The 19968-nt window shown below is 70.7% G+C and carries 21 protein-coding genes; 8 read left to right on the top strand and 13 right to left on the bottom strand.

The window, feature by feature from the left end; all coding sequences use genetic code 11:
- Positions 1 to 125: 125 nt before the first annotated feature.
- Entirely contained in the window at positions 126 to 335 is a 210-nt protein-coding gene (locus tag ACFUJ1_RS03525; protein WP_378642037.1) for a hypothetical protein, read from the top strand.
- Positions 336 to 417: 82 nt separating this feature from the next.
- Here ACFUJ1_RS03525 and ACFUJ1_RS03520 read toward each other — a convergent pair whose 3' ends face one another.
- From ACFUJ1_RS03520 to ACFUJ1_RS03510, 3 genes are all read right to left on the bottom strand, one after another.
- Complete coding sequence (locus ACFUJ1_RS03520) at positions 418 to 1194, bottom strand: ABC transporter permease (RefSeq protein ID WP_378642035.1); 777 nt, start codon at positions 1192 to 1194, stop codon at positions 418 to 420.
- A complete protein-coding gene (locus tag ACFUJ1_RS03515) occupies positions 1191 to 2138 on the bottom strand; it encodes an ATP-binding cassette domain-containing protein (RefSeq protein ID WP_378642033.1) in 948 nt (315 codons plus the stop codon). The genes ACFUJ1_RS03520 and ACFUJ1_RS03515 overlap by 4 nt, the downstream gene beginning before the upstream one ends.
- 82 nt (positions 2139 to 2220) lie before the next feature.
- Positions 2221 to 2736 (bottom strand): EXLDI protein, encoded by a 516-nt coding sequence (locus ACFUJ1_RS03510; RefSeq protein ID WP_378642031.1) that lies wholly within the window; start codon positions 2734 to 2736, stop codon positions 2221 to 2223.
- A gap of 185 nt (positions 2737 to 2921) precedes the next feature.
- Between ACFUJ1_RS03510 and ACFUJ1_RS03505 the strand changes: the two genes are divergently transcribed.
- From ACFUJ1_RS03505 to ACFUJ1_RS03490, 4 genes are read left to right on the top strand one after another with little or no spacing between them, the layout of a single operon-like run.
- Positions 2922 to 4736, top strand: a complete 1815-nt coding sequence (locus tag ACFUJ1_RS03505) for a thiamine pyrophosphate-binding protein (RefSeq protein WP_378642029.1) — start codon at positions 2922 to 2924, stop codon at positions 4734 to 4736.
- A complete protein-coding gene (locus ACFUJ1_RS03500; RefSeq protein ID WP_378642027.1) occupies positions 4733 to 5377 on the top strand; it encodes an SRPBCC family protein in 645 nt (214 codons plus the stop codon). The genes ACFUJ1_RS03505 and ACFUJ1_RS03500 overlap by 4 nt, the downstream gene beginning before the upstream one ends.
- Positions 5374 to 6387 carry a 3-oxoacyl-ACP synthase III family protein gene (locus tag ACFUJ1_RS03495; protein ID WP_378642025.1) on the top strand — a complete coding sequence of 338 codons (1014 nt, stop codon included), beginning with the start codon at positions 5374 to 5376 and terminating at the stop codon, positions 6385 to 6387. The genes ACFUJ1_RS03500 and ACFUJ1_RS03495 overlap by 4 nt, the downstream gene beginning before the upstream one ends.
- A gap of 2 nt (positions 6388 to 6389) precedes the next feature.
- Complete coding sequence (locus ACFUJ1_RS03490) at positions 6390 to 7415, top strand: pyridoxal phosphate-dependent aminotransferase (RefSeq protein ID WP_378642933.1); 1026 nt, start codon at positions 6390 to 6392, stop codon at positions 7413 to 7415.
- Between the two features lie 13 nt (positions 7416 to 7428).
- Here ACFUJ1_RS03490 and ACFUJ1_RS03485 read toward each other — a convergent pair whose 3' ends face one another.
- The 3 genes from ACFUJ1_RS03485 to ACFUJ1_RS03475 are packed head-to-tail and all read right to left on the bottom strand — an operon-like array spanning position 7429 to position 9503.
- Positions 7429 to 7743 carry a hypothetical protein gene (locus ACFUJ1_RS03485; protein WP_378642023.1) on the bottom strand — a complete coding sequence of 105 codons (315 nt, stop codon included), beginning with the start codon at positions 7741 to 7743 and terminating at the stop codon, positions 7429 to 7431.
- Positions 7740 to 8579, bottom strand: coding sequence for a DUF692 domain-containing protein (locus ACFUJ1_RS03480; protein ID WP_378642022.1), 840 nt, complete (start codon positions 8577 to 8579; stop codon positions 7740 to 7742). Before ACFUJ1_RS03480 ends, ACFUJ1_RS03485 begins: the two co-directional genes overlap by 4 nt.
- 3 nt (positions 8580 to 8582) lie before the next feature.
- Positions 8583 to 9503, bottom strand: a complete 921-nt coding sequence (locus ACFUJ1_RS03475; RefSeq protein ID WP_378642020.1) for a TIGR04222 domain-containing membrane protein — start codon at positions 9501 to 9503, stop codon at positions 8583 to 8585.
- 77 nt (positions 9504 to 9580) lie between these two features.
- On the opposite strand from ACFUJ1_RS03475, the gene ACFUJ1_RS03470 reads away from it, so the two are divergent.
- Complete coding sequence (locus ACFUJ1_RS03470) at positions 9581 to 9952, top strand: hypothetical protein (protein WP_378642018.1); 372 nt, start codon at positions 9581 to 9583, stop codon at positions 9950 to 9952.
- A 3-nt stretch (positions 9953 to 9955) separates the two neighbouring features.
- Here the strand turns inward: ACFUJ1_RS03470 and ACFUJ1_RS03465 are convergent, their stop codons facing one another.
- Positions 9956 to 10357, bottom strand: a complete 402-nt coding sequence (locus tag ACFUJ1_RS03465) for an SdpI family protein (RefSeq protein ID WP_378642016.1) — start codon at positions 10355 to 10357, stop codon at positions 9956 to 9958.
- A 164-nt stretch (positions 10358 to 10521) separates the two neighbouring features.
- Between ACFUJ1_RS03465 and leuS the strand changes: the two genes are divergently transcribed.
- Positions 10522 to 13356, top strand: a complete 2835-nt coding sequence (gene leuS / locus ACFUJ1_RS03460; protein WP_378642015.1) for a leucine--tRNA ligase — start codon at positions 10522 to 10524, stop codon at positions 13354 to 13356.
- A 3-nt stretch (positions 13357 to 13359) separates the two neighbouring features.
- Here the strand turns inward: leuS and cutA are convergent, their stop codons facing one another.
- Complete coding sequence (gene cutA, locus ACFUJ1_RS03455) at positions 13360 to 13701, bottom strand: divalent-cation tolerance protein CutA (RefSeq protein ID WP_378642013.1); 342 nt, start codon at positions 13699 to 13701, stop codon at positions 13360 to 13362.
- A 10-nt stretch (positions 13702 to 13711) separates the two neighbouring features.
- A complete protein-coding gene (locus tag ACFUJ1_RS03450; RefSeq protein ID WP_378642011.1) occupies positions 13712 to 14395 on the bottom strand; it encodes an SDR family oxidoreductase in 684 nt (227 codons plus the stop codon).
- A gap of 116 nt (positions 14396 to 14511) precedes the next feature.
- On the opposite strand from ACFUJ1_RS03450, the gene ACFUJ1_RS03445 reads away from it, so the two are divergent.
- Positions 14512 to 15849: a glycogen debranching protein gene (locus ACFUJ1_RS03445; protein ID WP_378642009.1), complete on the top strand. Its 1338-nt coding sequence runs from the start codon at positions 14512 to 14514 to the stop codon at positions 15847 to 15849.
- Here ACFUJ1_RS03445 and ACFUJ1_RS03440 read toward each other — a convergent pair.
- The 4 genes from ACFUJ1_RS03440 to ACFUJ1_RS03425 form a co-directional block, all read right to left on the bottom strand.
- Positions 15846 to 16403, bottom strand: coding sequence for a hypothetical protein (locus ACFUJ1_RS03440; RefSeq protein ID WP_378642008.1), 558 nt, complete (start codon positions 16401 to 16403; stop codon positions 15846 to 15848). The genes ACFUJ1_RS03445 and ACFUJ1_RS03440 overlap by 4 nt on opposite strands.
- Positions 16400 to 17278 (bottom strand): hypothetical protein, encoded by an 879-nt coding sequence (locus tag ACFUJ1_RS03435; protein WP_378642006.1) that lies wholly within the window; start codon positions 17276 to 17278, stop codon positions 16400 to 16402. Before ACFUJ1_RS03435 ends, ACFUJ1_RS03440 begins: the two co-directional genes overlap by 4 nt.
- 11 nt (positions 17279 to 17289) lie before the next feature.
- Positions 17290 to 17427, bottom strand: coding sequence for a hypothetical protein (locus ACFUJ1_RS03430; protein ID WP_378642004.1), 138 nt, complete (start codon positions 17425 to 17427; stop codon positions 17290 to 17292).
- A 380-nt stretch (positions 17428 to 17807) separates the two neighbouring features.
- A complete protein-coding gene (locus ACFUJ1_RS03425; protein WP_378642002.1) occupies positions 17808 to 19871 on the bottom strand; it encodes a PhoX family protein in 2064 nt (687 codons plus the stop codon).
- Positions 19872 to 19968: the final 97 nt, after the last annotated feature.

Here is a 19968-nt window from a genome sequence, read left to right as displayed (position 1 = left end):
CCTTCGAATCCGCACTGGGTTTCCGAACCCAGAAGGACGGTTTCTGTTCTGCGGCAACAAATTACCTGCTTCCGGATTCTCCGCTAGGGATTTCGGGAACAGGGTCTCGGTGGTGTGGTGGGGCAATGAGCGAGAGCATGCATGATGCCCGTTTGCAGGCCGCGCGAGCCCGGGCCGCGGCACGGGGTCTGGAGGTCCGCAATCGGAAGTCCCCGCCGTGGGGGTTCGAACTTCGGAACCTGCGGGGTGAGGTACTGGACGAGGGCACGCTGACCGATATGGAGCGCGCGATCTCCTCGATCGATCCTGATGATCGCTTGGAGTCGATCGGGTGACCCCAAAGCTGTTCATCGCCGTCTGGCGACGCGACAACGCCCAGCCGGCGGAGAGTTCCGCTGGCTGGGCGTAGCCGAGAAATCACCGCCCGCGGCGGGCGAAGATCGAGCGGGACCAGAGGAAGCCGGCGATCCCGATGCCGACGCACCAGGCGAGGGCGATGATCCAGGAGTTGCCGATCTCGGTGCCCATGAGCAGCCCGCGCACCGTCTCGGTGATCGGCGTGAAGGGCTGGTACTCGGCGAACTGCCGCATCCCGACCGGCATGGTCTCGGTCGCCACCAGCCCACTCCCCAGGAACGGAAGCAGAACTACCGGGAACAGCATGTTGCTCGCACTCTCCGGGTTGGCGGCCAGCAGCCCGCAGGCGACTGCGAGCCAGGTCAGGGCGAAGACCAGCAGGCCGAGGAGCCCGGCCGCGGCCAGCCACTCCAGCGCGGAGGCATCGGGCCGCCAGCCGATGAGCAGGGCCACCAGCACCATGCCGGTCAGCCCGAGAAACGACTGGATCAAGGTGCCGAGCACATGCCCGGCGAGCACCGCGGGCTGCGCGATAGCCATGGTGCGGAACCGGTTCACGATCCCCTTGGTGGTGTCGGTGCAGACCGCGACGCAGACCGAGACGGTCATGTACGCCGGGATCATGAGCAGCATGCCGGGCGCCAGGTAGTCGATGTACTTGCCGCCGGAGGAGAGTTGCAGCGCTCCGCCGAAGACGTAGTTGAACACCAGCATGAGGATTACCGGCATCACGATGACGCCGAAGACCATGCTCGGATACCGCCTGGCGTGCAGCAGGTTCCGGCGCAGCATGGTGACGGTATCGGCCAGCGGGCGCGGTGCGGCCAGGGTGGTCATCGGACGGTCTCCTTCGAATCGGTGGCGTGTCCGGTGAGGGAGAGGAACACGTCGTCCAGGTTGGGGGTGTGCACGGCGAGGCCGGCGGGTTCGAGGTCGTGCAGGTCGAGGCGGTCGAGGACGGCGCGCAGGGCGGCGACGCCGCCGTCGCTCGGGACGGCGAGGGTGAACTCCTCCCCGACGATCTGCGCGGTGTCGAGGACGGCGGCGGCGCGGTCCAGCGCACCGGCGTCGGCGAAGCGGAGGCGGATGTGGCCGCCGGGGACCAGCCGCTTGAGTTCGGCGGCGGTGCCCTCGGCGACGATGCGGCCCTGGTCGAGCACGGCGATCCGGTCGGCGAGTTCGTCCGCCTCCTCCAGGTACTGCGTGGTGAGGAAGACCGTGACGCCGTCGTCGTCGACCAGGGAGCGGATGATCTGCCACATGGAGCGGCGGCTGCGCGGGTCGAGGCCGGTGGTCGGCTCGTCGAGGAAGATGATGCGCGGGGCGCCGACCAGGGTCATGGCCAGGTCGAGGCGGCGGGTCATGCCGCCGGAGTAGGTGGCGGCGGTGCGGCTGCCTGCCTCGACCAGGTCGAAGCGGGTGAGCAGCTCGTCGGCGAGGCGCTTGCCCTCAGAGCGGGGCAGGTGGTGCAGGTCGGCCATGAGGAGCAGGTTCTCGCGGCCGGTGAGCAGTTCGTCGACGGCGGAGAACTGGCCGGTGACGCCGATGGCGCCGCGCACGGCGGTGCGCTCGGTCGCGACGTCGTGTCCTGCCACCTGGACGATGCCGTCTCCGGCGTCGATGAGGGTGCTGAGGATCTGGACCGTCGTGGTCTTGCCCGCGCCGTTCGGGCCGAGCAGGGAGAAGATCGTGCCCTCCGGGACGGAGAGGTCGATGCCGTCGAGCACGGTCTGCTCGCCGTAGGACTTGCGCAGGCCGCGCACAGTGATCGCCGAAGACATGGCGTTCCTTTCATCAATAGGTACGAATGTATGCATGTTTTGGGCACACCGCCCCCGGGGGGCGGGTCTCAGTTGTGCCGGGTCAGATGTCGAGGTCCTCCACCTGGGGATGCCCGGCGATGTCCGCGATGCGCTCGTAGAGCTTGTCCGGGATCTTGCCCTTCAGCTCGGAGTGGTCGTCGACGATCTCCAGCCGGAAATCGCCCCAGTCCATTTCGCCGATGCCGAGCATGCGGCGCCAGCTCTTCCAGTCCCGCAGCGAGCCGGTCTCGGTGGGGTACTCGTTCCAATCGCTGGAGCGGGTGTGCGCGACGAATTTGCCCTTGCGACTGCGGAACACCCGGACGTGCAGCGCCCGCTCGTCGTCCATGTCGTTCAGCTCGCCGAGCAGCACGCCGGAGAACCGGACCTGCCGCGCGCCGTTGTGCCCGACCCGGAGCACGATCTCCTCGAAGCCCTCCAGCCGCCCCTCCTCCAGCTCGATGAAGCGGCGCAACGCCGTGGTGACGGCACCGGAGAGGTTGCCGCCGACCAGCTCCTGCGCCCGCTGGAAGAGCGGGAGGTCGGTGTCCGCTACGTAGATCGTCTTGTTGGGCATGCAATGACTATACGTAGATGTATATGTAGAACGCAACCCTGAGTTTTCGGGAGCTCGTGAACCGGGCGCGGCCGCGGCCCGTGTCTTCTCCCGAGGGTCGATCGGGCGCGGGTGTGAACGCCGCGCGGATCGCCCGCGATGAACTGGGTGGGCTTGTACTTCGGCCCCCGGAGGAGGTGGAATCCGTGCTCGATCGTGTGGCCGATCATCTGGTCCGTGCCGTCGCCGCGCTGGGAGTGCGGCAGCTCTTCGGTGTGGACGGGGCCAATATCGAGGATATCTACGATGCGGTCTTCGCCTCCGATGGGGCGGTGCGGGCCGTCGTGGCCAAGCACGAGTTCTCCGCCGCCACCATGGCCGACGGGTATGCCAGGGCCTCGGCCGGGATCGGTTCCGTCGCGACCACTTCCGGCGGGGGCGCGATGAATCTCGTTCCCGGGCTTGCGGAATCGTTCACCTCGCGGGTTCCGGTGCTCGCCCTGATCGGGCAGCCGCCGCGGGCCGGGGAGGGGAACGGGGCCTTCCAGGACACCAGTGGGCTTGCGGGCACCATCGACGCCGAGGCGCTCTTCGCGACCATCACCGGGTACTGCGCGCGAGTTCGGGGCGCCGCCGAGTTGCCCGGGCACCTGGATGGCGCCGCACTGGCGCTGCAGCGCGGACTGCCCGCGGCGCTTTTGCTGCCCAAGGACATTCAGCAGGAGCGGATCGCGCTTCCGGAGTGGGTGCCGCCCGCCGCTGTTCCCCGGCACGATGTGGGGCGGCTGGCCGAGGTGCGGTCGCTGCTGGCGGCGGCGCGGGCTGCCGGGGGTGTGGTGCTGCTGGCCGGGGCGCAGGTCGGGATGGACGATGCCAGGGGGGAGCTGGCTCGGCTGGCCGGGGTGCTCGGTGCGGCGGTCGGGGTCGCGCCGGATGCCAAGGATGTCTATGACCAGGGTGCGCCCGGTTTTCGCGGGGTCGCGGGGACCATGGGGCATCCGGAGCTGCCCGTTGCTGTCGCGGCGGCGAGTGTGTGTCTACTGGTCGGCAGCACGCTGCCCGGGCCCGCGCGGACCGGGCTCGATCTCGACGGGGTTCCGGTGCTGTCGGTGGGGCACAGTGAGCCGCATCCGCGTGCGCTGCACGCGCACAGCTCGAACCTGCGGCATACCCTCGCCGTCCTCGCCGACGCGCTGGAGCCCGAGCTGTGCGCCGTGGCCGTCCGTGCGCCGTTGACCGGGATGTCGCCGGACCCGGTGCCCGGCCGCCGGACGACCGTACCGGCCGCGGACCGAATCCCCGCCCACCCTGCAACGGGCGACCCGACGGTCGAGAACGGTCGCGGCCATCCGGGCAAGCCGGCCAGGACCGTGCCCACCACCTCGCACGACGGTGCTCCGACCCGCCTGCCGGTCCCGGACTCCACCGGCCCCGGCCTGCGCTACCGCTCGGTGGTCGACGCGATCACCGCCGCACTCCCGCCCGGCAGCGACGTCTTCGCCGACGCGGGCAACACCGGCGCCGCCGTCGTCCACCACCTGCGCGTGCCAGAGGACGGCCGCTTCACGGTCGCGCTCGGCATGGGCGGCATGGGCTACGCCTTCGGCGCGGCCATCGGCGCCTGCCTCGCCCGCGGCAGGCGAACCGTCGTGATCGCCGGCGACGGCTCCTTCTACATGCACGGCATGGAGTTCCACACCGCCGTGCAGCTCGACCTACCCCTCACCGTGATCGTCTTCGACAACAGCGCGCACGGCATGTGCCTGACCCGCGAGCAGCTCTACTACGGCGACCGCTACAGCTTCAACCGTTTCCGCCCGGCCGAACTCGGCGACGGCATGGCCGCCATGTTCCCCGGCCTGCCCGCCTGGTCGGTGCGCACGACCGACGACCTGAGCACCGCGCTACCCGCGGCGTTCGACACGCAAGGCCCCTCGTTCGTCGCCGTGACCTGCGATCCCGACGAGATCCCCCCGTTCCTGCCCTTCCTCTCCGCCAACCCCTCCAGGAGTACCCCGTGACCGCTCTCAGCGACATCCCCGTCCCCGTGATCCCCGGCGTCCTGCGCTTCGAGAACTCGGACCGGGACGCGACGCTACCCGTGATCCTCGAACGATTGCGCTCGGTGTACCCGCACGACGAAGTGTTCGGCGAGTACTGCCCGGTCCAGATCGTGATCGACGCACCACCCCGCGAGGTGTACGAGTACCTGTCGCACACCCTGTCGCTCGCCGAGTGGACGTACAGCATGCGCGATTTCGCCGAGACCGATGAGCCCGGGCTGTGGGCGGCCTACGACCGCCTCGGCGAGAACACGCCGATCTACACCCGCACCGTCGCCTACCCGGACGCCATGACCGTCGACTACCACTGCGCCTGGGACCAGGGCGAACACCTCTGGATGATCTACCTCATGCGGGTCGTCGACGCCCAGGTGGTCTTCGACCGCCCCGGCTCGGTGGTGCTCTGGACCAACTGTCACCACCCCTTCTACGAGAAGAACCCGTTCCCGGAGAAGGCGCCGGAGGGCCGGGATGCCTGGGTCGGCGACTTCTGGCCGCTCTTCGGCCCCGGCCACCAGCTCGAGCTGGACAACCTCAAGGCCATCTGCGAATACCGCTACGCCAACAACCTCCCGCTGACGCCGGAGTGGATGCGATGAGCACCGTGAGCCTGGTCGACGTCGCCTCCTACCTGCCCGGCGACCCGGTCGGCACGGAGTACTTCACGCAGTACTCGCGGTCGGAGCGGCAGGCGCGCAACGTCATGTTCCGCGCGCCCGCCGCCCGGCACCACATCGCGCCCGGCGAGACCGCGGTCGACATGATCGAGCGCGCCACCGCCCCGCTCATCGAACGGCACGGCCGGGACCTGATCAGCAATATCGACGTGCTGCTCACCCACGTCCAACTACCGGACAACCCCGTGCTCGGCAGCGGCCCCGAGGTCGCCCGCAGGCTGAACGCGCGGCCGGAGCACGTGCTCGACGTGCACAACGGCGGCTGCGCGGCGTTCATCCACATGATGGCACTGGCCGCGAACCTGCTGCGGGCGAGCGGCGGCCGGACCGCTCTGGTCGCGGCGGCGCAGAACTGCGCGGGGCCGGTCTTCACCCAGTCCGAGATCCGCGGCATGCCGCAGGCGCCGGTGCCGGGGGACGGTTGCGGGGTCGGGCTGCTCATTCGCGACGACAGCGCGCCGATCCTGGACACGGAGTGCCGCACCTACCCGGAGTTCGCGGGTGACATGGCGTTCTCCACCGGCAGCGACCGGCGCTACTGGGAGCCGGGCGACGGGCAGGCGTGCGTGCGCTTCTCCGAGTCCAAGGTGGCCGCGGTGCTGGCGCGCGGCAACCGGCTGGTGCCGGAGGCGGCGTTCGCGGTCTGCGACCGGATCGGCGCCAAGAGCAGCGAGGTCGACACCCTGGTCACCAACCAGCCGAACCGCCTCTTCCTGCGCAACTGGCACGACGCGCTGGAGCTCCCGGCCGAGCGGCACCCGGACACCTTCGACCGCTGCGGCAACCTCTTCGCCGCGGGCATCCCGGTGACGCTGGACCAGGAGAACCGGGCGGGGAGACTGCGCAACGGCTCGACGGTGCTGCTCTCCGCCTTCGCGCACGCGGGCGACTTCGCGGCCGCGGCCGCCGTCCGCTGGGGCGCGGCGCGGTGAGCGTGCGGATCCACCCCGGTGACACCACGCCGCGGGACGGCACCTCGAGCAAGCTCCGCCGCTTCGACCTGAGCCTGAGCGAGAACCCGTTCCCGCCGCTGCCCTCGGTGCTCGAGGCGGTGCACCGCGAGCTGGCCGCGGCGAACCGCTATCCGGAGTTCCTGCCGGAGAAGCTGCCCGCGCTGATCGCCGGGGAGCTGCGGGTGCATCCCGACCAAGTGGTGGTCGGGGCCGGGGCGACCGGCGTCGCCATGCAGGTGCTGCGGGCGGTGGTGGAGCCGGGGCGGAGCATGGTGTTCGCCGCGCCCACGTTCGACGGGTACCCGATCATGGCCGAGATGGCGGGGGTGCGGGCGGTGCCGGTGCCCCTGGATGCCAGGGGTGGGCAGGATGTCCGGGCGCTGCGCCGGGCGATCGACCGGCACACCCGGTTGCTTGTGGTGTGCCGGCCGCACAACCCCACCGGGACCGTGCTTCCCCTCGCCGAGTTGGACGCGCTGCTGGCCCGGGTTCCGGCCCGGGTCACGGTGCTGCTCGACGAGGCGTACATGGAGTTCCTCGACCGAGCCGACCGCCCCGACCTGCACCACCTCATCGCCAGGTATCGGAACCTGCTGGTCCTGCGCACCTTCTCCAAGGCGTACGGGCTGGCCGGGTTGCGGATCGGTTATGCCGTCGGGGATATCGAGCTGGCGCGGCGGGTGCGGACTCAGCAGTTGCCGTTCGGGCTCGGGGCCGCCGCCGGGGCCGCCGTTGCCGCTTCGTATGCCGCGACCGAGGAGTTGCGTGCGCGGGTTCGGCGGATCACCGAGGAGCGGGATCTGCTGCGGGCGGCGCTCTACTCCATGGGAATCGAGGTGCCGGAGAGTCACGCGAACTTCCTCTACCTGCCGGGGCCGGGCGCGTCGAATGCGCTGCGGCGGCGGGGGATCAAGGCGCGGTGTTACCCGGATGGGAGTGCGCGGATCGCGGTCGGGGATCCGGAGGCGGGGCGGGCGGTGTTGCGCGCCATGCGGATTCCGCAGTGATCGGACCGCTCGATCAGCGGCGGAACCAGCGGCGGCCCGTTCGGGGCGCGAGGCCGTGCGCCGCGGCGAAGGCCGTGGCGTCGTCGGCCACCGAGGTGGACGGGCGGCCGCGGGCCCAGGCGGTGAACATGTCCGGGAAGTCGGGGCCGCACTGCTGGGCGAGCAGGGGGTAGCGCTTGGCCACCAGGCCCGCCCGTTTGCGGAGCAGGGCGGTGGCGGTGACGGTGAGGTCGTCCGGGGCGAAGCCGGAGGGGGGCGGGCCGTCGGCGACCAGGGCTCGGATGAGTTCCGCCTGGCGGGTGGCGAGGTCGGGGAGGTCGCTGCTCACCGCCGGGCTCCGACGGCTCCGGTGATCCGCGTCCGGCCGGTGACGTCGGCGATGGCGTCCAGCTCGGCGAGCAACTCGGCCGCGGGCGGGTAGTTTCCGTCGCGCTCCAGCATGAGTGGGACGTCGCGGTCGGTGGCGAACTCGCCGACCAGCTTGAGCACCGCCGCCGGGACCGCGGCGGTGTGCGTGTCGTGGTAGCGCCCGTCCAGCTCGTGTCCGCCGGCGATGTGGCAGTAGGCGATCCGCTCGGCGGGCAGCCGGTGCAGTTCGGTGCGCGGGTCGCGGGCGCGGTTGCGGGCGTTGGCGTACACGTTGGCGATATCGAGCAGGAGGTGGACGCCGGTCCGCTCGACGAGTTCGGTCAGGAATTCCGACTCGGTGAATTCGTCCTCCGGCCAGTCGAAGTGGCTGGTGATGTTCTCCAGCGCCAGTGGAACCGGCAGCTCGGCCGTGGTGCGCGCGATGTTCCGCGTGAGCGCGCGGAGCGCCGCCCGCGTGCGCGGCACCGGAAGCAGGTGACCCGCTTCCAGCCCGTTCGCTCGAACGAACGACACGTGTTCGCTCACCAGGGGTGCGTTCAGTTCCCGTGCGCTCCGGGCCAGGTGCGCCACCCGCTCCGGCAGGACCGGCTCCGCACCGCCGAGCGAGAGCGAGACCCCGTGCGGCACCACCGGAATGCCGCGATCACGCAGCGCGGCGAGCTCGTCCGGCACCCCGTGTGCGACCGTCTCCGCGATCACCTCGCAGAACCCGAGCCCCGGCAGCCCGGCGACCACCCCGCAGATCTCCGGCCGCCACCCGATCCCGAGCGCCCGCCCCGGCAGGATGGTTTTCACCGGTCACCCACCGCAACCGCCGCCTCCGCCGCCGCAACCTCCCCCGCCACCGCAGCTACTGCCGCTGCTGCAGCTACTGCCGCTGTCCCCGCCACTGCCGCCGCTGTCCCAGCCCGACGACGACTGCGGCGGTTCCGCCGCACTGGCCAGCCCGGCGTCGAAGGTGAGCAGCGCCGCGCCACCGAAGAGCGCCGCACCGAGCGCGGCGGTGTGCAACCCGTACGTCTCGTAGGATGGCGCGTTCTGCGGCCGCAGGTACCCGTTGGCGATCACCGCCTGCGTGGTGGCCGCCCGGCCGAGCGCGGTCACCCGCGGCACCCGCGTCAGCATGAACCCGGCGAACCCGAGCATCAGCAGCAGGAAGAACAGGAAGCCGACCCCGTTCCCGTTCATGATCCCGGCGATGAACCGCACCAGCCCGAGCAGCCACACGATCAGCACCGGCATCGCCGCGTCCCGCAGCTCCCGCCGATACCCGGGACTCGGCAGGTACCCGCGCTCGACCAGCCCGGCCCGCAGCAGCTTCAGATCCGGCCCCACCGCCACGGCGAGCACCGCGACCTTGACCGGCGTACCTGCCGCGATCCGGTCGTACACCGCCCCGGTGAACGGATCCAGCCTGCTCCGATCACCGGCGGTGATGGCCCGCGCGGGCGTGCCGTCCGAACCGATCAGGTTCTCGGCGCGCAGCAGCGCGAGCGCCGCGAGCACCGGCCGGTTGTCGTCGATCAGCATGCCGAGCTCCGGCGCGCTGAGTTCGGACCCCGGCTTCTCCAGCCGCGGTTTCACCTCGTCCCGCCGCGTGACCCCGCGGCGCAGCCAGATCGCCGCGACCACCGCCGCGATCGCGACCGGGATGTACAGCAGGAGAAAGTCCGGCCCTGAGATCCCCCAGGTGTCCGCCGCCGTGTCGAGCACGCTCATCTCCACCTCACGATTCGCCGCGTTTCGCCTGATTATCGAGCTCGGCGGCGCCGCGCGCCAGATGGTTCCATGAACCCATGGCGAAATCTCCCCCGCTGCGCCCCAACCCCGCGCCCGCGCACGGCACCGCCAGCCGCGAATGGTTCCGCCGCACCCTCGCCCGGCGCGAGTTCGTCCTCCGCCAGACGGTCATCGACCCCGGTGGCAGCAGCGGTTGGCACTACCACGACGGCACCCTGCTCGTCCTCGTCACCCGAGGCACCCTCGACCACCCCGACGCCCGCCGCACCCCCATCCGCTACCCCCGCTGGCGCGTCTTCCGCGAACCGAGCGGCCCCGGCCACCCGCACGTGGCCCGCAACTCCGGATCGGAGCCGGTCACCATCTGGGTGCTCTACCGCAACCCACCGGGAGCCCCGCTCTCCCGACACGTCGAGCCGCTGGACTGAGCGTCAGGCGGGCTCGCAGGCCGTGCGCAGCGAGCACGCCCCGCAGGCGCTCCCGCATCCGCCGACCGGCTCGGGGACCAGCGGCGCGACGACCCGCTCGGCGGCGTTGGCGCCCGCACCGAGGGTGAGAACCGCGACCACCCCGACCGCGGCGGCGACGATCAGCGCGACGAACCCGCCCGCGGCGAGCGCGACGAGGCCGCCGGCGAAGAGCAGGAAGCCTGCGGCGACGGAGGTGGGGGCGGCGACGCGGTTGGCGAGCCGGAAGGTGGTGTCGTCGGTGAGCGCGGCCTCGGTGTGCACGCCGACGAAGCGGTTGCGCGGCAGCCGTCCGGTCAGCCCGAGCAGACCGGTCGCGACGGCGACGGCGGCCGCGGCGAACAGGAGGAGAGCGACGACGAACACCCGGGTAGGTTATCCCACGGGCCCTGCGCACCCGCGCCGGCATCGTCAGGTGTGACGCCCGCTACCAGCGCAGATCCAGCCGATCGGATCTTGTTCGAGATGAGTGGGCCCACGTTCTACCCTGATAACCGGGTTCCGGACGAACAAGAAGGAAGGGCTGAGCGGTGGATGACACGCGGGCGACCGAGAGCGGTGGCACCGAGAAGGACGGCCCGCGGCATCGGTACAGCGCCGAGCTCGCGGGGCGCATCGAGCGCCGCTGGCAGCAGACCTGGACCGAGCGCGGGACCTTCCACGCGCCGAACCCGGTCGGCCCGCTCGCCGGCGAGACCCCGGCCGACAAGCTGTTCGTGCAGGACATGTTCCCGTACCCGTCCGGCGCGGGGCTGCACGTCGGGCATCCGCTCGGCTACATCGCCACCGATGTCTTCGCCCGCTACCACCGGATGCGCGGCCGCAATGTGCTGCACGCGCTCGGCTACGACGCCTTCGGCCTGCCCGCCGAGCAGTTCGCGGTGCAGACCGGGACGCACCCCAGGGTGACCACCGAGTCGAACATCGCGATCATGCAGCGCCAGCTGGACCGGCTCGGCCTCGGCCACGACCGGCGCCGCTCCTTCGCCACCACCGACCCCGAGTACTACCGCTGGACGCAGTGGATCTTCCTGCGCATCTACAACGCCTGGTACGACCCGGAGGCGAACCGGGCGCGGCCGATCGCCGACCTGGTCGCGCAGTTCGCCGACGCGGCCCGCCCGACCCCGGACGGTCGGCCGTGGAACCAGCTGACCCCCGCGGAACGCAATGCCGTGCTCGACTCGTATCGCCTGGTCTACCAGACCGATTCGGTCGTGAACTGGTGCCCCGGGCTCGGCACCGTGCTCTCCAACGAGGAGGTCACCGCCGACGGCCGCAGCGAGCGCGGCAACTTCCCGGTGTTCCGCAAGCGGTTGTGGCAGTGGATGATGCGGATCACCGCCTACTCCGACCGGCTCGTCGACGACCTGGACGGCCTGGACTGGCCGGAGAACGTGAAGACCATGCAGCGCAACTGGATCGGCCGATCCCGCGGCGCGCAGGTGAAGTTCGGCACCGAGGCCGGGTTCATCGAGGTCTTCACCACCCGCCCGGACACCCTGTTCGGCGCCACCTACGTGGTGCTTGCGCCGGAGCACGAGCTGGTCGACGCGCTCACCGCCGAGCAGTGGCCCGCAGACACCGAGGAGCGCTGGACGAACGGCGGGGCCGCGAACCCGCGCGCGGCGGTCGCCGCCTACCGCGCCGGAATCGCCGCCAAGTCGGATCTGGAGCGCCAGGAGAACCGGGAGAAGACCGGCGTCTTCCTCGGCACCTACGCGATCAACCCGGTGAACGACGCGGCGGTGCCGATCTTCGTCGCCGACTACGTGCTGAGCGGCTACGGCACCGGCGCCATCATGGCGGTGCCCGGCCACGACCAGCGCGACTGGGATTTCGCGACCGCGCTCGAGCTGCCGATCGCCGAGGTGATCGCGGGCGGCGACGTCACCGCCGCCGCGCACACCGGCGAGGGGAAGCTGGTCAACTCGGGCTTCCTGGACGGGCTGGAGATCGAGGAGGCCAAGGCGACCGCGATCGCCAGGCTGGAGACGGTCGGCGCGGGCACCGGGACCGTCCAGTACAAGCTCCGCGACTGGCTCTTCGCCAGGCAGCGGTACTGGGGCGAGCCCTTCCCCATCGTCTACGACGAGGACGGCGCGCCGCACCCGCTGCCGGAGTCCATGCTGCCGGTGCGGCTGCCCGAGCTGGCGGATTTCGCGCCGGTCACCTTCGACCCGGACGACGCGAGCTCCGAGCCGTCACCGCCGCTGGCCAAGGCCACCGACTGGGTCGAGGTCGAGCTGGACCTGGGCGACGGGGTGAAGAAGTACCGGCGCGACACCAACGTCATGCCGAACTGGGCCGGAAGCTCCTGGTACCAGCTGCGCTACGCGGACCCGACCAACACCGAGGCGTTCTGCGCACCGGAGAACGAGGCGTACTGGCTCGGCCCGCGCGGCGCGGCCGACCCGGGCGGCGTCGACCTCTACGTCGGCGGCGTGGAGCACGCGGTGCTGCACCTGCTGTACGCGCGGTTCTGGCAGAAGGTCCTCTTCGACCTGGGCGACGTCACCGGCAGCGAGCCGTACCGGAAGCTGTTCAACCAGGGCTACATCCAGGCGCACGCCTACACCGACGAGCGCGGCGCGTACGTGCCCGCGGCCGAGGTGACCGAGCGCGACGGCCAGTTCTTCTGGCACGAGCAGCGGGTGTTCCAGGAGTACGGCAAGATCGGCAAGTCGCTGAAGAACGCCATCTCGCCGGACGAGATGTGCGACCTCTACGGCGCCGACACCTTCCGCTTCTACGAGATGGCGATGGGCCCGCTCGACACCTCGCGCCCGTGGGCGACCAAGGACGTCGTCGGCGCGCACCGCTTCCTGCAGCGGGTCTGGCGGCTGGTGGTGGACGAGGAGTCCGGCGCGGTCCGGGTCACCGACGCCGAGCCGACCGCGGCGACGCTGCGCGTGCTGCACCGCACCATCGCCGGGGTCGACGAGGACTACGCCGCCATGCGGGACAACACCGCGGGCGCGAAGCTCATCGAGCTGACCAACCACCTCACCAAGGCGTACCCGGACGGCGCGCCGCGCGCGGTGGTCGAGCCGGTGGTGCTCATGCTGGCCCCCATGGCCCCGCACATCGCCGAGGAGCTCTGGGAACGCCTCGGCCACACCGATTCCCTGAGCACCGGCCCCTTCCCGGCCGCCGACCCGGCGCTGCTGGTCGAGGAGTCGGTGGAGTACCCGATCCAGGTGAACGGCAAGGTGCGCAGCCGGATTCAGGTCCCGGCCGACGCCGACAGTGCCGCCATCGAGGCCGCCGCGCTCGCCGACGAGAAGATCGCCGCCCTGCTCGAGGGGGCGGCGCCGCGCAAGCTCATCGTCGTCCCGGGGCGGCTGGTGAACATCGTCCGATAGCCGCTACTCGACGACGCCGGGCTCGGTCTCGGCGAGCACCCAGTCGCGGTAGCCGGGGTGCACGACCGCCACCGGCACCGCGACGACCTGCGGGGTGTCGTAGGGGTGCTCGGCGTCGGCGCGGGCGATGATCTCCTGTACGTGCGCGCGGCGGGTGTGCAGGGTGACCAGCGCTTCGGGCTCGTCGGCGATGGCGCCCTCCCAGCGGTACAGGCTGCGGACGGCGGGCTGTAGGTTGCCGCAGGCCGCGAGGCGGTCGGCGAGCAGGCGGCGGGTGAAGCCGGCGAGCCAGTCGGCGTCCGCGGCGGTGATGCTGACGCTGACCAGTTCTTCGTCGACGGACATGGGTTCCCTCTCAGCGGCCGTACGGGCGGATGACGAGCTCGGTGGGGTGCGCGTCGCGCGGGGTCTCGATGGCGGTGCGCACGGTGCGCGCGACCGTCGCGGGGGTGAGGAATTCGGCCGGGTCGTACTCGCGGCCCTCGCCCGCGATGAGTTCGCGCTGCATGTCGGTGTCGATCCGGCCGGGGTGGATGGAGGTGACCCGGAGCAGCGGCTCCTCCTGGCGCAGCGAATCGCCGAAGGCGCGCAGCCCGAACTTGCTGGCCGCGTAGGAGGCCCAGCCCGGGTGGGCGCGGAGCCCGGCGCCGGAATTGATCAGCAGCACATGGCCGTTCGCGGCGCGCAGGGCGGGAAGCAGCAGCCTGGTGAGCTCGGCCACCGCGATCAGGTTGACCTCGAGGGTGCGCCGCCACTGGTCGACGGTGGAGTTCGCGACGGTGTCGATATCGGCGATGCCCGCATTGTGCACGAGCACGTCGAGCCGCTCGATGGGCGCGGTCGCGGTGGCGACGGCGGCATAGTCGGTGAGCTCGACCGGCCAGCCGGTGGCGTCCGGGAGCTCCGCGAGCACGTCGGTGAGCGCGGGCAGGCTCCGCGCGCCGAGCAGCAGCCGGTGCGTCGGCGCGAGCTCGCGGGCGATGGCGGCGCCGAGCCCGCGGGCGGCTCCGGTGACGAGGGCGACGGGTTTCGCGGTCATGCGCCCAACGGTAGCGGCAGGTCCACGAGCTCCGGATACCCTCCGATATCCACGGGTGGTCTGTACCACCCGACACTGAACAGGCGAAACCACTGGAATCGCCGCAGAATGAACAGATGCAGCACCCCGGTTTCACGCCGACCCAGCTCGCGGCCCGCGCCGCCTACCTGCTGCGCGGCAACGACCTGGGCACCATGACCAGCGCGGCGCCCCGGCTCTACCCGCACATGTGGAGCTGGGACGCGGCCTTCGTCGCGGTCGGGCTCGCCCCGCTCAGCGTGGAGCGGGCGGTGATCGAACTCGACACCCTGCTCTCCGCCCAGTGGAAGAACGGGATGATCCCGCACATCGTCTTCGCCAACGGCGTCGACGGCTACTTCCCCGGCCCGGCCCGCTGGGAGTGCCGCAAACTCGCCGCCAACGCCCCGGACGGCCCGGACACCTCCGGCATCACCCAGCCGCCGGTGCACGCCATCGCGCTGCAGCGCATCCTCGACCACTCGCGCAGGCACGGCCGCAGCACCAGGGCCGCCGCCGACGAGTTCCTGAACCGGCGCTGGGGCGACCTGGTGCGCTGGCACCGCTGGCTCGCGCACGCCCGCGACCCCAAGCAGACCGGCCGGATCACGCTCTACCACGGCTGGGAATCCGGAATGGACAACTCACCGCGCTGGGACCGCGCCTACGCCAACGTCGTCCCCGGCGACCTCCCCGCCTACCACCGCGAGGACCTGCTCGTGGTGAGCGACCCCACCCAGCGGCCGTCGGACCGCGAGTACGACCGCTACCTGTGGCTGGTCGAGCAGATGCGCCGCTCCGGCTACGACGACTACCAGCTCGCCTCCACCATGAGCTTCGCCGTCGAGGACGTCTTCGTCACCGCGATCTTCGCGCTCGCCTGCGACGTCCTCGCCGACATCGGCGAGGAGTACAAGCAGCCGCGCGCCGACGTCAAAGAGCTGCACGGCTGGGCCGAGCACTTCCGCGGCGGGGTGATAGCGACCACCGACCCGCGCAGCGGCGCCGCCCGCGACTACGACGTCCGGCTCGGCCGCTGGATCGACACCGAGACGCTGGCCATGTTCGCCCCGCTGCTCTGCGGCGGGCTGCCGCGCGACACCGAGCGCACGCTGCTCAAGATCTTCGAGGGGCCGCGCTTCTGCGGCCACCCCGACCTCCGCTACGCGCTCCCGCCATCGACCTCGCCCGTGGCAAGGGACTTCCGGCCGCGCGAGTACTGGCGCGGCCCGATCTGGCCGGTCATGAGCTGGCTCTTCTCCTGGGTCTTCGCCCGCCGCGGGTGGGCCGAGCGGTCGCTCACGCTGCGCGCGGAGGGGTTGCGGCAGGCGGGCGACGGGAGTTTCGCGGAGTACTACGAGCCGTTCACCGGGGCGCCGCTCGGCAGTATGCAGCAGTCATGGACCGCGGCATCGGTGCTGGACTGGCTCGGTTAGCCGCTCGCCAGGGTGCGGGCCACCTCGAAGCCGAATTCGGCGGTTCGGCGGACCTGGTCGTCGGTCAGGGCGAGGGGGCCGGTGGCGGTTCGGGCGGCCGATTCGTACACGAAGAGCGACACCCTCGATTCGTTGTCGTACAGCAGGAAGGTGAGCGGGCCGTAGGGGCGGACGTCGGAGACCCACCCGCGGCCGGAGACGCCCTCCAGGCGCTGATACAGCGGAGTCTCGACCTCTGTGCGGTCGGCATTCGGCGCGGGGGTGATCGAGATGGAACCGACCCGCTCCGAACCGGCCGCCACCACGCAGCGGCCCGCGATCCGGAGCGGCGTCGAAAGATCGTGCTCCGGTGCGGGCTGCAGGTCCACGACGCCGAGGTCGCCGCGGAAGTAGGCCAGGAGCGCAGCACACAGGTCGGCCACGGTGTGTTGCGCTGGGGCCGCCGACGCCGGGGCCGCAGGCACCGGCACCGGCTCCGGGGACGAGCACGCAATTGTCAGCGCGAGCAGGATGCCGAGCGCCGCGCCCCACGCCGCGGCGCGGAAGCCGGTCACGTCTTGACCTTCCAGTCCGACGCGTCGCCGTCGAGAGCACTCGCGTCATCGAACTCCAGTTCATAATCGTACTTCTGGCCGCGCTCGTCGATGCCGGTCGCGGCAATACTCGCCGGCGGCCAGCGGTCGCCGGGGAAGCCGGCTTCGGTGTGCGGGGCGAGGGCGATCTGATTTCCCGCGATCATGTTGTTCTGCGAGATGGTCGCGCATTCACCGACGATGGTGAAGATCCTGGTCTGCAGTGCTCCGAGGGTCTTCACCAGCTGGTCCAGCTGGAAAATAGCGACCGGCCCCTTGGTGGACAACCCTGACATGACACCAAGGATCTCGTTCTTGATTTCGAGCAGCGCGGTGACGATTTTCTTGTAGGAGTCGAGAATCCCCTTGGCCACAGCTTCGAGATTCGCGGCCACCTTCTCCGCTATCGCCGGGACCGCCTTGAACGCCTCGGCCTGCCGAAGGCCGACGAAGAAGTAGCGTTCGGCGGCGATTCCGCCCCATTCGCTGCGGAGATCGGTACCCCCGGCGAAATCACGCGCGTTGGTGACAGCGGCGGCCAGATTGCGCCACCCGGCGGCCCGGTCGATGAAGGTGACCGGGACCTTCTCCCCCACCTGCAATTCGCGCACCTTGGTGAGCACCGCGTCGATGGAATCCTCGATGTCGCGCCGGTTGTTCTCCACGACGCTGATCGCGTACTCGTTGACGAACAATCCGATCCCCAGCGAGGGAACCGTCCCTATCAACTGCCCGATACGCAGGTACTCGATCAGCTTGTCGACCTCGCTGGCGGTGCCGTCCGGGAGCAGTTCGATTTCCTTCGCGAGCGTTCGCATGGCGTCGATCTCGGACATCAGCGCCGTCTTGTCGTCCATACCGATCTCCCCTACCCGATGCCGTTGAATTGCTGCGACTGCTGAACCTCTTCGGCCTCGTAGTTCTGGACGCACTGCCGCAGGATGTCGCGGATTTCCTGGGAGACGCCGACTCCCTCCCCCAGCCGGTCGCGCACGTACTGCAGCACGGGCGTATGGGCTCCACGCGCCGGGTGCTGCGATCCGGATCGGCAGGAGGCCGCGATCGAGCTCGAACTCGATGCCGGGGACCCCCGTGCTGCTCCACGCGGACGGCAGCGAGGCGGGCGGCGGTTCGGCCCGCGCGACCTCGAACGGTTCGGTCTTCCGGGGGACGATCGGCTCGTCGTCCCAGAACTCGTCCGGATCGTCGTAGTGGTTGTGGAACCCGGTCATCGGACGGCCCGTCCGCATGGCGCAGCGGCATGCACGTCGGCCAACACTCCCCCTGGATATTCGAGTGGCCGGGCTCCCCGCACAGCCACGCATGCGCAGTGTAGCGCCCCGCACCGTCGAGGTGCGCCGACGCGGGGCGCCACCGCAGCCGAAGTCAGACGCCGATCCGGCCCTGACCAGCCTTCCAGGCGACGACGACGGACGGGCGCGGCTGGGTGGTTCCGCCGTCGGGCCAGTGCGAGGCCGGGTTGTCGGCGGAGGCGTCGTCCTTCTCGCCCGGGTGCTGGACGCAGACCAGGACGCGGGATTCGGTGACGACGGGGCCGCAGGTCTCGGCGCCCCTGGGGACGGTGAGGAACTGCTTGGTCTCGCCGCGCCGGTCACCGTCGAGCACCACCGAGAAGAGGCCGTCGTTGGCCTTGAGGGCGTTGCCGTCGGTGGAGATCCAGAGGTTGCCGTACTGGTCGAAGGCCAGGTTGTCGGGGCAGGAGATCGGGCTGACCTTGGTCTTGTCGAAGCCGCCGTAGTAGGTGTCGGCGGCGTTCGGGTCGCCGCAGACGAGCAGCAGCGACCAGCTGAAGCGGGTGCCGGTGTGGTCGTCGTCGAGTTCGAGGACCTGGCCGTTCTTGTTCAGGTTGCGCGGGTTGGCCTCGTCGGCGGCGGCCTTGCCGTCCTTGCCCCTGTTGTCGTTGTTGGTCAGCGCGACGTAGACCTTGCCGGTGACCGGGTTGGGTTCGAAGTCCTCGGGGCGGTCCATCTTGGTGGCGCCGACCTTGTCCGCGGCCAGCCGGGTGAAAACGGCGACCTCGGCAGCGCTCATGCCGTCGACCTTGGAGGTGCCCTTGCCGTCGGGGCCGGTCGCCAGCAGCGGGATCCACTCGCCGGTGCCGGTGAAGCCCTGCGGGGCGGGGAGTTTGCCGGTGCCGTCGATCTGCGCGGCGTGGTCGCCGGTGAGCTTGGCGACGTAGAGCGTGCCCTCGTCCAGGATGGTCATGTTGTGCCGCATGGCCGAGGCGCCGGTGCCGGACTGCACCTTCTTGGCGGAGACGAACTTGTACATGTAGTCGAAGCGCTCGTCGTCGCCGGTGTAGGAGACGACGGCGCCGTCGGCGGTGACGTAGATGCTCGCGCCCTCGTGCTTGAACCTGCCCATGGCGGAGTGCTTGACCGGCACCGAGGCGGCGTCCCACGGGTTCACCTCGACGACGTAGCCGAACCGGTTCGCCTCGTTGGGTTCCTGCGCCAGGTCGAAGCGCTTGTCGGTGCGCTCCCAGACATTGGTGCTGGCGCCCTCGGCGAAGCCGTAGCGCTTGAGCCGGGCCGCGGCGGTGGCGTCGGTGACGGTCTGCGCGTTGGCGAAGTAGCCGTGGAAGTTCTCCTCGCCGGAGAGCACGGTGCCCCACGGGGTGGTGCCGCCCGCGCAGTTGGCGAAGGTGCCGAAGATTTTGGTGCCCGCCGGGTCGGCGGCGGTCTTCACGAAGTCGCTGCCCGCGGCCGGGCCGGTGAGCAGGAATTCGGTGTTCGCGGTGATCCGGCGGTTGTACCGGCCGAAGGCGGGGGTCAGCTTGCCGGAGCCGTTCTCGCCGACGACCTCGACCACCGCGAGGCCGTGCGCGGCCCTGCTGATGGCGATCTGCTCGTCGGTGGGGTTCTTGGCGTCGTAGCCGCGGAACATGTGCGGGCCGGTGGTGTACTCGTGGTTCACCACGAGCAGGAAGGCGTTGGGCCTGCCCTCGATCGGCAGCAGCGCCGCGAAGTCGTTGTTGTAGCCGAACTGCTTCTCCTGCGCGGCGGCGGTCTGCCGGTCGAAGTCGAAGGCGGGGGCGTCGGCGAAGAGCGGGTCGCCCCAGCGGATCACGACGGACTGCTCGTAGCCCTCCGGAACCCGCACGGCGTCGTCGGTGTTCGGCGCGACGGCGGTGAAGGTGGTTCCGGTGCCGTCCGACGCGGCGGCGGCCTTCGAGGTCTCGGTGGAGCCGCCGTCGGCACCGCAGGCGGCGAGCGCGCTCGCCGCGCCGACCGCGAGCACCGCGGCCGCGCCGCCCTTGAGCACGCCGCGCCGGTTCAGGGAGCTGACGATGTCGCCGAAGTAGGCGCCGTCCGAGGTGTTCGGGGCCGGGTGGAAGCAGGCATTGGCGCACTTGTATTCGCAGGTCACGAGGGCGCGTGCGGAGCGGCCGTCGTGCGCGGTGAAGAGGGTGAGCGGTTTCGGGGTCACTGCGGCTCCTGATATCGGCGTCGGCCGCACGGTAGACGATGTTCGCCAGGGGGAATCGACAGCGAAGTGAACAGCCACCCAATTAGGTAACCCTCAG

Source organism: Nocardia sp. NPDC057227 (assembly GCF_042669725.1).
Lineage (GTDB): Bacteria > Actinomycetota > Actinomycetes > Mycobacteriales > Mycobacteriaceae > Nocardia > Nocardia asteroides_A.
Note: the sequence above shows the minus strand (reverse complement) of the source record. Positions and strands in the feature narration are given on the sequence as shown.

Bases quoted from the DNA above. Each gene is read 5' to 3' on its own strand.
- ACFUJ1_RS03445 (WP_378642009.1), top strand. From the start codon at position 14,512: ATGCAGCACCCCGGTTTCACGCCGACCCAGCTCGCGGCCCGCGCCGCC.
- ACFUJ1_RS03450 (WP_378642011.1), bottom strand. From the start codon at position 14,395: ATGACCGCGAAACCCGTCGCCCTCGTCACCGGAGCCGCCCGCGGGCTC.
- ACFUJ1_RS03520 (WP_378642035.1), bottom strand. From the start codon at position 1,194: ATGACCACCCTGGCCGCACCGCGCCCGCTGGCCGATACCGTCACCATG.
- ACFUJ1_RS03470 (WP_378642018.1), top strand. From the start codon at position 9,581: ATGGCGAAATCTCCCCCGCTGCGCCCCAACCCCGCGCCCGCGCACGGC.
- ACFUJ1_RS03510 (WP_378642031.1), bottom strand. From the start codon at position 2,736: ATGCCCAACAAGACGATCTACGTAGCGGACACCGACCTCCCGCTCTTC.
- ACFUJ1_RS03435 (WP_378642006.1), bottom strand. From the start codon at position 17,278: ATGGACGACAAGACGGCGCTGATGTCCGAGATCGACGCCATGCGAACG.
- ACFUJ1_RS03475 (WP_378642020.1), bottom strand. From the start codon at position 9,503: ATGAGCGTGCTCGACACGGCGGCGGACACCTGGGGGATCTCAGGGCCG.
- ACFUJ1_RS03525 (WP_378642037.1), top strand. From the start codon at position 126: ATGAGCGAGAGCATGCATGATGCCCGTTTGCAGGCCGCGCGAGCCCGG.
- cutA (WP_378642013.1), bottom strand. From the start codon at position 13,701: ATGTCCGTCGACGAAGAACTGGTCAGCGTCAGCATCACCGCCGCGGAC.
- ACFUJ1_RS03495 (WP_378642025.1), top strand. From the start codon at position 5,374: ATGAGCACCGTGAGCCTGGTCGACGTCGCCTCCTACCTGCCCGGCGAC.
- ACFUJ1_RS03515 (WP_378642033.1), bottom strand. From the start codon at position 2,138: ATGTCTTCGGCGATCACTGTGCGCGGCCTGCGCAAGTCCTACGGCGAG.